At 42.6% G+C, this 12,640-nt stretch carries 9 protein-coding genes; all 9 read right to left on the bottom strand.

Going from position 1 to position 12,640, the window contains the following annotated elements; genetic code table 11:
- Positions 1-110: 110 nt before the first annotated feature.
- On the bottom strand, positions 111-1,106 hold the full coding sequence (locus tag A8805_RS14035; protein WP_109712199.1) for an ABC transporter permease: 996 nt from the start codon (positions 1,104-1,106) through the stop codon (positions 111-113).
- The gene (locus A8805_RS14030; RefSeq protein ID WP_242992406.1) at positions 1,107-2,642 is read right to left on the bottom strand and encodes a sugar ABC transporter ATP-binding protein; all 1,536 of its coding nucleotides are present in this window, start codon (positions 2,640-2,642) and stop codon (positions 1,107-1,109) included.
- A 1-nt stretch (position 2,643) separates the two neighbouring features.
- Positions 2,644-3,741, bottom strand: coding sequence for an ABC transporter permease (locus A8805_RS14025; protein WP_181392845.1), 1,098 nt, complete (start codon positions 3,739-3,741; stop codon positions 2,644-2,646).
- Between the two features lie 119 nt (positions 3,742-3,860).
- Entirely contained in the window at positions 3,861-4,907 is a 1,047-nt protein-coding gene (locus tag A8805_RS14020) for a sugar ABC transporter substrate-binding protein (protein ID WP_242992404.1), read from the bottom strand.
- Positions 4,908-5,103: 196 nt separating this feature from the next.
- Positions 5,104-7,149: a glycoside hydrolase family 13 protein gene (locus tag A8805_RS14015; RefSeq protein WP_109712191.1), complete on the bottom strand. Its 2,046-nt coding sequence runs from the start codon at positions 7,147-7,149 to the stop codon at positions 5,104-5,106.
- Positions 7,150-7,207: 58 nt separating this feature from the next.
- Entirely contained in the window at positions 7,208-9,028 is a 1,821-nt protein-coding gene (gene ftsH / locus A8805_RS14010; RefSeq protein ID WP_109712189.1) for an ATP-dependent zinc metalloprotease FtsH, read from the bottom strand.
- A 15-nt stretch (positions 9,029-9,043) separates the two neighbouring features.
- Complete coding sequence (gene hpt, locus A8805_RS14005; protein WP_109712187.1) at positions 9,044-9,571, bottom strand: hypoxanthine phosphoribosyltransferase; 528 nt, start codon at positions 9,569-9,571, stop codon at positions 9,044-9,046.
- Positions 9,555-10,970, bottom strand: coding sequence for a tRNA lysidine(34) synthetase TilS (gene tilS / locus A8805_RS14000; RefSeq protein ID WP_330405953.1), 1,416 nt, complete (start codon positions 10,968-10,970; stop codon positions 9,555-9,557). Before tilS ends, hpt begins: the two co-directional genes overlap by 17 nt.
- A gap of 103 nt (positions 10,971-11,073) precedes the next feature.
- The gene (locus A8805_RS13995; RefSeq protein WP_109712185.1) at positions 11,074-12,474 is read right to left on the bottom strand and encodes a SpoIIE family protein phosphatase; all 1,401 of its coding nucleotides are present in this window, start codon (positions 12,472-12,474) and stop codon (positions 11,074-11,076) included.
- Positions 12,475-12,640: the final 166 nt, after the last annotated feature.

The following is a 12,640-nucleotide window of genomic DNA, read 5'->3' as shown; positions in this document are numbered from 1 at the left end:
GGGGATTGCAAATACTACAATCCCCCAATCTGGTATCCGGCTTCAAGATATTTGCATTTTGCAGCATCCTTCTTTATCCTTATACAAGGCTGACTCAGCAACACAAAACTTTATTGCAGCCCTTTATTTTCATTTCTAATGTTTCTTTTTTCTGCCTTTGCAATGTATTTACTTCTTATACTATCAAGGAATACTGCCAGGAAGATAATTCCTGCAGATATTAGCGGCTGTTTATACAAGTCAATCTGCATGAATACAAGACCTGCCTGAATCATCTGAATCATAACCGCCCCCAGCACCACTCCCGGAAATATCTTACCCACACCCCCGGCAAGGCTTACTCCGCCCAGTACCGCGGCTGCAATTGCATTGAACTCTTCCCCTTTCCCGAATGCGGCATTGACAATCCCAATCTGTGCCACAGATATAATTCCTCCAATACCCGCAAACAGGGCTGACATTACATAACATGTAAACAGAACTTTCTTCGTATGAATTCCTGCTTTTCTTGCTTCCTCCACATCATTTCCTACGGCATAAATCTGTCTGCCAAGCTTTGTTTTCCCTAAAAACAAGACTCCAAATAAAATAATTATGGCAAAAATAATAATCGGCATGGGGATGCCCAATACTGACTGTGAGCCCATTGAGGTTATAACCTTGGGCAGCTTTACAGATTCAGACTTCGTCATCAGCAGTCCAACTGCTTTTACAAATACCATCATGCCCAGAGTTGTAATAAATGGTAATATATCCAATATAACAATGAGGAAAGCATTTATCACACCAACCAGAACCGCCATCCCAAGTCCTATGATGATTGCCAAAACGGTAGGCACCTGTAATTTCTGAACCGCCAATCCGGTAACGGCTGCCGACAGATACATTACAGATCCTATGGATAAATCAATTCCTCCCGTTAATAATACAAACATAATGCCAATTGCAATGATTCCAACATAGGAGGAGGATACCAGAATATTCTTAAAGGAATCCATACTGATGAATTTAGGCGAAAAAATGCCAAATATTAAGAAGATTGCAATAAATAATATAATCGGAATATTCCTTAAAACAATCATTTTTATACTCTTATTCCCAATCATTTATCTTACCTCCTTTTCTGCCTTATCTTCAACTGTCTGGTTAAATGCCGCTTTCAGAATATTTTCTTTGTCGAACTCTTCTCTTGCAAGTTCCCCATGAATTTCTCCGTTTCCCATAACCAATATTTTGTCACAAATCCCCATTAATTCTTCAAGCTCAGAAGATATTACCCATACAGCTTTTTCATCCGTTGCCAGCTGATTAATGATATTGTATACTTCATATTTTGCGCCTACGTCAATTCCTCTTGTTGGCTCATCCACAATAAAAACTTCCGGGTCAGTGAGCAGCCACTTTCCGATAACCACCTTCTGCTGGTTCCCGCCGCTCATGCTTTTTGCCGGATTATTCTCAATAGGCGGGCATTTCACCTTTAGTTTATTTACAATGGCCTCCGCTTTATTTTTAACACATTCATCATTGACGATCTTGAGTTTTCCTTTTGCACTGGAGGGTACAGAAACCAATGATAAATTATCTAAAATAGAAAACTCCATCAATAATCCTTCTTCCCGCCTGTTTTCTGTCACAAATGCTATTTTATGTTCAATCGCTTTCTGAGGGTTATGTTTTTCTACCTTTTCCCCGTTAATGATTATTTCCCCGGCTTCATAGGGGTCCAATCCATATATAATCCTTGCCAGTTCGCTTCGCCCTGACCCCATTAACCCAAACATTCCCACGACTTCGCCCTTATGTATGTCCATATTAATATTATGTACAATTCCACTCTGAGACAGACCCTTTACACTTAGTGCAGTCTCTTTTGACGGTTTATTCGTCTTAGTGGGATATAATTGGCTGATTTCCCTGCCAATCATGGATTGAATCATTCTGTCAATTGTGTAATTTTCTTTTTTATCCTCATCCGTGATACAGCCGTCACGCAAAACAATAATTTGGTCTGACAGCCTTTCTACATCTGCTAAGATATGAGAGATATAAATAATGGATTTTCCTTCTTCCCTTAACTTGTCAATAATCCCAAACAATTTCTCTGTCTCCTTATTAGTCAAAGAAGTCGTTGGTTCATCAAAAATCAAAATCTGGGGATCAGAGGATAGTGCCTTCGCAATTTCCACCAGCTGGCGTTCTCCAGGTGATAATTTTTCAACAATCGTATCCGGTGAAACGTGAAGGTCCACTGCTTCCAAAGCCTTCTTCACCCTTCTGCTCATTTCACTTTTTTTGATAAGAGGCAGAATCCCTATTCTGGGAAATGAATCGATAAACACATTGTCATTGATGCTAAGATTGGTAAACAAATTCAGCTCCTGATGTATAAATGCAATGCCAGCCTTTTTTGCATCAGATGGCTGCGCGGGCCTGTATAGTTCTCCGTTTATATACAGTTCACCGCTGTCTGCCGGTAATATTCCTCCTACAATATTCATCATGGTCGACTTTCCGGCACCATTTTCTCCAATTAAACTCAGCAATTCACCTTTTTTTAACCCCCACGTGACATCTTTTAATGCCGGAATCCCGAAAAAGCTTTTCGCTATGTGCCGTAATTCTAATACATATTCACTCATATTAAACACCTGCCCCATTCACAATCGACATTCTAGTCATTAATTTTGTTCTGATTACATCAAGGAATGCTGCCGCTAAAATAACAAGTCCTTTCACAATATTGATTGTGAAGTATGACAAATTAAACAGATTTAATGTATTAAACAGCAGCGTAAAGAAAAATACACCAAACAAAGTCCATATTACCTTTCCTTTTCCGCCGGATAAACTTGTTCCTCCGATAATCGCGGCGCCAACAATATCCATCATAATATCTTCACCTAATGTAGGTCTTCCCATCCCCAGTCTTGCAGAATAAATTGCCGAACCTGCTGCCGCGCAAAACCCGCTCATTGCATAACAAAATAAGGTTACTTTTTTCGTAGGAACCCCGGAAACAACACTTGCGACTTCATTTTCCCCGCTTGCATATATCCATTTTCCAAGCACCATTTTTGCCAGGATAAAATGCGCCCCCAGTGCTATTAAAACCACAAAAATAGCCGCATAGGGTATGAATCCCAGAGATTTTGTCCCAAATGCTGAAAAGCTTTCCGGTAATCCCATGATATTTCTTGACTGTGTAAGGTAGATTGCAAAGGACAGCAAAAACATCTGTGTTACTAACGTAACCATGAATGGAGGCATTTTGAATCTTGCAACAAAGAATCCATTAAATAATCCAATCAGCGTCCCTATTATTAGCATCACCAATATACTGACAGGCACTGATGCCGCGCTGCCCGCAAGGGGACCTCCATTTTCATTAATCAGCCATCCCCAAAGCGGCGTTCCTTCAAAAATTGCAGGGTCAAAGGAATTGCTCATTAAAGCTGTGCCTATTACACTGGTTACTCCTATGATTGACACCTGAGATAAATCAATTCCACCAAGGAGCAGTACAAAAGTCTGCCCAATTGCAATAACCAGCAGCGGCCATAGATTTGATAATAAATTTAATAAATTGCTTTGCGAAATAATTCTAGGTGCAAAGGGAATCACACAGACAAAGTAAATCAAACTCATAATCAATATAAAATATTCAGATAAGAATATCCGCTGTATCACCTGCTTTGCCGGCTTTTTTTGTCTATATGTTTCAGATTTTAATGCACTCATAACATAACCTCCATTAATGCTGAGAGCCACCGCAAAACAGAACATTTATACTGAATATTGCTTTAAGCATATATACAATATCAGATGAGAAAAGTCTATTTTACGGCAGCTCCTGGCTTTTATTGTTCTCTTAAAATATTTCCCCACATGTCCATTCTTTTTTCTTTAAGATTGCCTTGTGTAAGCGCAAACCCTGGATCTTCACGAATTTCATCCGGCTGTGTTTCGCCTGCTTCAATTGCATCTAAGATCCCGCTGATTGCCAGATCAGCCTCATTATATACATCCTGAACTCCCGTTCCTTCAATGATACCTTCATCAATCAATTCTCCGGCAGTTGCGTCTCCGTCAAGGCCTCCCATGATTACATGTCCTTCTTCACCAACCTTTACCCATTTTCCCAGTGGTTCAAGTACAGATTGAATTGTCGGGAACAGGAAGTCAGACGATGTAAATAAGAAATCAACATCTGGATTTGCCTGTACCGCACTCTGCAGATTTGCAAGGGCTGTTGCCGCATCCCATTCTGTGGGAACTTCAATTACCTTATTAAAGAGTTCCGGTTTCTTTTCAATTGCGGCATAAAATCCTTCTTTACGTGCAATCGCATTAGGATCTCCAAGATCCCCTACCATAATAAGCGGGGTCAGCTTTTTGCCTGTTTTATCAAATTTCTTTTGTGCTTCCTCAACCATATAGTCCACACACGCTTCTGCAACCGTCGCATTATCACAGACTACGGTAATATTTGCACCTTCATCACTTGTTGGCGGCCTGTTAAAGATAACAATCGGAATATCAGCATTATTTGCTTCCTTTGTAACTGCAACTGCTGTATCACCATCTTTAGGAATAACAATAATTCCATCTACCTTCTGTGTAATGACATCTTTTACCTGCTCCAACTGTTTGTTGGCATCGCCCTGGCAGTTTGTCTCAATTACCTTGATGCCCTGTTCTTCCAAGGTATCTACAATCGCCTTATGTGCAGCAACCCAGAATTCAGTTTCCAGGTCTTCTGTACAAAGTGCTATTGTCTTACTTCCACCCTCACTGCCGCTGCTGGTACTTGTGCTGGTACTTTCTTCACTTTTTTTATCAGCACATCCGGCAAACATTGTTGCCAGCATTACAAGTGCCAATAAAATACTTACTCGTTTTTTCATAATTTTTTTTACCTCCATTTTTATTATGATTTTTATAGGTTGAGTATAATAAATTAGAGAGGTTTTCAAAAGGCAGATTTTTTTAGAAGGAGAATGGGGATTTTTTTAGAGATGTTTATGCAGCTTCCTAATTGTACAAAAAAATCTCTCAGACTGTGATACTATCACTAATCTGAGAGATTCTCTCTATTTTGTTCTATTCTTCTTTTTTCGTCCTCATCACAATAGCGGAATGCCGTCCTATATTCAACACAACTTCTCCATTTATAACAAGATACTCATCAGGTTCCATCGTATATCCTTCCTCATAAGAGTAAAGCAGGCGTTCCATACGTCCCGTCACAGGTACTTCTGCCAGCCACACAGGTATTGTGACTTCTTCTAAATCCTTACTGTTGTTTAATACTACTATAATTTGTTCGTCCCCCTGAAATCTGCCATATGCCAGGATATTCTTCCTCCAATAAAGCATCCTCAGAGAACCAGTTTTTAAAGGTGCCTCATTTTTATGGAGATGAATAATCTCTTTATGAAACTTCAGCATTTCTTCATCCCCGCTGTCCCACGGATATGTTCTGCGGTTGTCCGGGTCCGTAAAGCCGCATAAGCCAACTTCATCTCCATAATATAAGGTAGGTGCTCCCACCCAGGTCATCTGAATCACAACAGCCTCACGCATAACAGCCTTGTTTATGCCTTCTTCCGCTGCCTTATACCCTAATTGTCCTACCCGTCCTACAATATGGTTTGTACGAGTGAGAAAGCGTGAATGGTCATGGTTGGATAATTCATTCATTGCTACCTGGAGAGATGGTGTAAGCATAGTCGCCATAAAATGATTCATTGTATTTACAAAGTTGTCTGCATTTCCCCAAAGGTCTGTACGCCGCTCATCACTATGCTTTTCCATTCCGGTTAAAAACCAGGTTACCGGTTCCATGAATGCATCATAGTTCATGATACTGTCCCATTCATTCCCCCGCAGCCACTCGGTAGGATCTCCGTAGTGCTCAGCCAGAATCAGTGCATCCGGATTTGCCTCCTTCACTTCTTTTCTGAAGCGCTTCCAAAACATATGGTTATACTCATTGCTGTAACCTAAATCTGCCGCCACATCCAGGCGCCACCCATCCACGTTGAAGGGCGGTGACACCCATTTTTTACCAATACTCATAATATACTGTACCAGCAAAGGAGACTCCTCATAATTTAATTTGGGAAGCGTATCATGCCCCCACCATCCATCATACTGGTAATTATACGGCCATGCGGATTCACTTTCATTAAAAAAATGAAAGAAGCTGCGGTATGGACTTTCTGCACTGACAAACGCGCCTTTTGCATAGTCCTCCTGCTGCTCATAAATTCGTTCCCTGTCCATCCATTTATTAAAAGAACCACAATGATTAAATACTCCGTCTAAGATGACACGCATTCCCCGGCTGTGCATCGCCTCCACCAATTTGATAAACAACTCGTTGCTGGCCTCGAGATTTGCCTTCGCACCGGTCCGTTTCTGATACTTAGTGGCTGCAATATTATCCGTCTCCCGCTCAAGAAGAGTGTCCCCACCATCCTCTACGATTTTCCCATAGTGCGGATCAATATAGTCATAATCCTGTATATCATATTTATGATTAGAAGGAGAAACAAACAGAGGGTTGAAGTAAACCACCTCTACTCCTAATTCTTCAAGATAATCCAGCTTATCCATGACCCCCTGCAGGTCCCCGCCATAAAATCTGCGGATATCCACGGGTGCCGGCGGCTGGCTCCAGTCCTTTACCTTCTGACAGGGTTCTCCTATGTAAATATACTCCCGGTCTTCTACATCATTGGACGTGTCACCGTTATAAAACCGGTCTACAAATATCTGATACATAACGGCGCCCTTTGCCCAGTCCGGCGTAGAAAAGCCCGGAACAATAATAAACATATAAACATCCAGGATTTCCCTTGCAGCACCGCAGCGGTTATAATAACATACTTCCTCACCTGCCTTGATTTCAAAACAGTAAGAAAATGGTTCCGTTCCCAACTGCCACTCTATCTCATAATAGTCAAACTCTCCTAAGTCGTATGCCTTCTCCATCTGATACTTACCCGTCCCAGTGGAGAGAAACACCTCATCTGCATCACCTTTTGCTGTACGGAACCGCAGCCGTACTTTCTCATGCTCTTCCGGTTCCGCGGGAATCACATAGCTGGACGTTCCATCACTAAATAGTGCGTCCTTATTCATAAAAAGCCTCCTTTGGGGCAAGTCTCTCCCACCTTGAAAGTACTTGCCCCATTCTCATTTACTCTTCGAACAGTGCTTCAAATTCACTTCTCGTAATCTTCTCTTTTTCTAACAATAATTCCGCACATGCCTGAAGAACGGACTGATATTCTAATAAGATAGACTTTGCTTTCAGATAGCACTCATCTATAATACGTTTAATTTCTTCATCAATTGTACTTGCCACTTTTTCTCCATACCCTCTTGATGTATGGCCAAAATCACGCCCTATAAATACTTCATCACTGTCATTGTCGTAATTAATCAGGCCAAGGCGCTCGGACATACCAAACTTCATAATCATAGAACGGGCAATTGCTGTAGCCTGTTTAATGTCCTGAGACGCTCCTGTTGTAATATCGTCGAATACTTTCTCCTCTGCAGCACGGCCTCCCAGCGAAACAGTAATTTCCTGAAGCATATGCCCTTTTGTATTGAACATATCATCTTTTTCCGGAAGAGGCATAGTATAGCCCCCTGCTCCTCCGGTAGGTACTATAGAAACACTGTATACAGGTCCCACATCCGGCAATACATGGAACAAAATAGCATGGCCTGCCTCATGATAAGCTGTAATTCTGCGCTCTTTCTCAGATACAATACGGCTCTTCTTCTCCGGCCCAATGCCAACCTTTATAAATGCATGGCGGATATCGGCCTGTTCCAGATATACACGCCCTTCCTTTGCAGCTAAAATCGCTGCTTCATTCAAAAGATTCTCCAGATCCGCTCCGGTGAAGCCTGCTGTAGTCTGGGCTATCTGCTTTAAATCTACGTCATCACCCAGCGGTTTATTTCTCGCATGAACTTTCAGGATTTCTTCCCGGCCGCCTACGTCAGGCCTGCCTACAATAACATTTCTATCAAAACGTCCCGGCCTTAAAATAGCAGGGTCCAGAATATCCTTCCTGTTCGTCGCCGCCATGACAATAATGCCTTCATTCACCCCAAAACCGTCCATCTCTACAAGAAGCTGGTTCAAGGTCTGCTCTCTCTCGTCATGTCCTCCGCCAAGGCCGCTTCCTCTGCGCCTGGCAACTGCATCAATTTCATCAATAAAAATAATACATGGGGCATTCTTCTTTGCATCCTGGAACAAATCACGGACACGGGACGCTCCCACACCGACAAACATCTCTACGAAGTCGGAACCGGAAATACTAAAAAAAGGAACGCCTGCTTCCCCTGCAACAGCCTTTGCAAGCAAGGTCTTACCAGTTCCCGGAGGCCCCTCAAGCAGCACACCTTTCGGAATTCTCGCTCCCACCTGGATATATTTCTTAGGTGATTTGAGAAAATCTACGATTTCTTCCAGTTCTTCTTTTTCTTCCTTTAACCCCGCCACTTCCGCAAAGGTTACCTTTTTATCTGTCTCTGTACTCATCTTCGCACGGCTCTTGCCAAAGTTCATAGCCTTTGTATTAGCACCGCCTCCCTGGCGGTTCATAAACATAAATATCAGCGTGATGCCCAGGAGTGTAATAACCAGCGGCATCAGGATATTCGTGAGCCACGAATCTTCTGGGACATTCGGCATCTTATAATCGATTCCATGCTCATCCAGAAGCACCTGTGCCTCTTTTACATCTGATACATTTACTTGTTTTACAGTTCCGTCTTCTTTCAGCGTCACCGTTATAACTCCTGTAGGAACTGCCTTATTCTGTTTTATTGTCGCTTCCTGAATATTATCACTCTGCACTTCCTGTACAAAGCTTTGGTATGTCATTTCCTGATCTCTGACCTGCATTCTGTTTGCCAGCCAGAGTGTAAGGAAAACAATTACAATAAATGTAAGGAACGTGGCACCGCCTGCGTTTTTATACTTTTTGTTGTTCAATGGTGTTACTCCTTCCTATTCTACTCCTTCCACCAAACCAATATATGGCAGATTTCTATATTTTTGAGCATAGTCTAAACCATAGCCCACTACAAACTCATCCGGTATTTCAAATCCAACATACTCCACTTTTACGTCTTTTTCTCTTCTCTCTGGTTTATCCAGCAGCGTGCACAAACGCAGGCTCTTTGGATGCCTCTGTCTTAAAACATCCATCAAATAATACAAGGTTCTTCCTGAATCTATAATATCTTCCACAATCAAGACATCTTTTCCCTCAATCGACTCATCAAGGTCTTTTGCAATACGTACAACACCACTGCTGGAAGTCCCGTCCCCGTAACTGCTGACGCTCATGAAATCCAGTGAAACTGGTGTGGTAATTCTTTTTGCCAATTCACACATAAAAAAGGCGCCCCCTTTTAATACGCAGATTAAATGTACCTGCCTTCCCTCGTAGTCTTTACTAATCTGCTTTCCCAGCGCTTCAATTTTTTCATCTACTTCTGTTTCTGATATTAAAACCTTAATTCTCTCCGACATCCATTTTTTCCTCCGTTACTTTTATCTCCAGTATTTGGCGTGTCTTTCCTGTGACTTGGTAGGCACTGCTCATCCGATATCCCAATATCCATATAATCTGCCCGTCATCTGCAATCAGCGGGAGTTTCTTCCGTATTTCAGCGGGAATTTTCTCGTTAATGAAATAGGATTTTATCTTCTGTCTCCGGCCTGCCTGATCAATTATAATGCTGTCCTTGCTCCGCCTTGTTCTGACAATCAGATTGCTTTTTATTATATCATAATCAAACCATTTCGTGTAGGCTTTTTGCGGCACATGTTTTATAGAAAAATCCTCTGTCTTTTCCAGAATCGTGCAGCATATTTCCAGATTCAACTCCGGCACTACAGTAACACCCGGAATTTTAAGTTCTCTGGGACAAAATTCTGCTTCCTGGTCCTCCCCCGCTTTTTTAAGCGCTACTCCTTCATAATTTCTGAATGCTTTCACAGAATATGGAAGATTACGGCTCTTGCCGGACTGCTTATGGAATAATTCCGCCACAGCCTCCACATGGGCCATGGTAATATTTCTCTCCGACCCTGCTGCCCTTGCCAGACAAGCTCTCACCAGCAGTTTCTGAAGCACCTCCGGCTGTCTGCTAAACGCTTCCTCTTTTATATTAATATTCCCGTCCGGTGTTTCTGCCACACAGCTTTCATATGCACTCTCTGTCTGCATCTCCATATAATCCCAGACCTGCCGTATTTGCTCCATTGCTTCATTCATATGCCGCACAGCTTGGGCATTGACCTGTTCCTCCAAAATAGGCACTACAAAATGGCGCAGGCGGTTCCTGGTATAGTCATCCTCCTCATTGGTCTCATCCCGGCAATAATCACGTCCCAGTTTCTGCAAATGTATCTCAATCTCTCTGCGGTTCAGGCACAAAAGGGGACGAATTACATAACCGTTTACCGGACGTATTCCCCCAAGCCCTTTTAGGCCGGTTCCTCTTGCCAGATTCATAAGGAGAGTTTCTGCATTGTCATTCTGATGATGGGCCATAGCAATTTTTGTCCCCTGATATTTTACAAAGGTTTCCTCAAATGCTTCCCTGCGGACAATGCGTCCTGCCTCCTCAACAGATTGTTTCCTTTTTTTGGCGATTAATTCCACATTTTCATGATAAACTACACATTCTACCTGATGCTCTTCGCACAGCTCCTGCACAAACTGTTCATCTCTCCCTGCAGTTTCTTCCCGGATGCCGTGATTCACATGAACAGCTATAATCTCAATGTCCATGGTTTTTCGAAGTTCAAGGAGCACAAAAAGCAGGCATACCGAATCTGCACCTCCCGATATACCCGCAATTACTCTGTCCCTATCTGCAATCATATGATATTTCTCAATAAACATATTCACTTTCTTCATCATATGTCATACTATACCCAATTTCCCCCCGAAATGCAAGGGGGACTCGTACTCTCCAGACAGACAAAACGGTATTTTGCCGCCCGGTTTCAAGGGGCCCCTCCCTCTAGTTGGTTTCCCACATTCCAACCGCCAGCACTGTCATATCATCCATCGGCAGTTCTCCGGTCCAGTTCAATACCTGTTCCAATATATGGTGTGCCATTTCTTTGGGGTTATTCATTGCAGTCCCCCGGATAATGGTTTCCAGAAGAATATCCTGTTCACCCACAGGCAGGGCATCCATAATTCCATCGGTTACCATGATAACAAAGTCTCCGTCCTCTAACTGGCGTTTAACGGAATCTATTTCTATAGTATGCAGCACTCCAATGGGAAGACTTGTAGAACTTAAGTGTTCTACCCCGTCCTTCTTTTTAATAAAAGTGGATGATGCACCTGCTTTAATAAATTCACAAACTCCACTGTACAAATCAAATACACTCATATCAATGGTGGAAAAATGGATTTCCTCTCTTCCCATGACGAGGGTAGTATTTATCATCTGAATGGCAGTTTTCTCTGGAAATCCGGCTTCTAAAAGCTCTTCTAAAAGCTCTATAACCAGCGTACTCTCCCGGCATGCCTTTTCGCCTGAACCCATACCATCAGACAAGGCCACACCCTGGCGTCCCCCGGGCAGCTCCAGCATCATAAAATTATCTCCGGATATCTGGTTGCAGCCCTTCCCTATTCGTGCCACGCCCTGCAGGGTATAAAATGCAGGGCCTTCTATACATACCACAGTTGTGTAATCTTTCCCCAGAATCTGTCCATGTACCCCATCCAGCACAAATCTGCGGCCCATAACTTCTGACAGGCCCCGGACCAGTTCCTTTGTAGTGACACATTCGTTCTGCATTGCACGTGCAGTGACATGGACTTCATATTTCCCTTCCCGGTTCATAAAAAAATTGGTATATAGAACACGGATTCCTTTCCGCTTCAAATGTGCGCTGATTTTTTTCTCCAGCCGCTCGTCCGTAAACATGCTATCTTCCAGCTCTTTCGCCGTATTTCGAATCATATCGGCAAAAGTATCCATCTGTACCGCACAGCCTTCCCGGCTCTGGGCAATCCGGTTAATCCATATCATATTCTGCCTTGCATCATGGAACGCTTCCAGCATCTCCCTTAAAAATCTGGGCGCCATAATACATCTCTGCTGCAATTTTCTTTTTGTCTCTGTATTCAAATCGTTTCCGTAATTATCCACTGCCGACAGGATTTCATACCCCATCTGATACGTGTGAACAAAATTTTCTCCCCAGCACCAGGAGCATTTTTCGCAGTTTTCACATACCTTGTCTTTCACCCGCTCAAACATTGCCTCTATTTCCTCATTGCTGAGGGATTTTTTTTGCTCTTCCAATTTTAAAAAAGTATGAGACAGTTGTTTCAGAGAATCTGCAAATTTTTCTATCTGGGCCACATAGGGACTAGCATGTAAAACTTGTCCATCGTCCATATTTATCTCTCCTTATTCTCTCTATATATTCTATAGTGCGCATTTCCCGGAGGTTATTATATAATGGGAAACGCAGTTCCTATTACAAAACAAAGAGTTTGCGAAGCAAACTCTTGCGCCTGGGTTGCACGCATAGCGACATCTGCCGCCTACAACCCAGTGCGGT

It is taken from the genome of Faecalicatena contorta (genome assembly GCF_003149105.1).
Classification (GTDB): domain Bacteria; phylum Bacillota; class Clostridia; order Lachnospirales; family Lachnospiraceae; genus Muricomes; species Muricomes contortus_C.
Note: the sequence above shows the minus strand (reverse complement) of the source record. Positions and strands in the feature narration are given on the sequence as shown.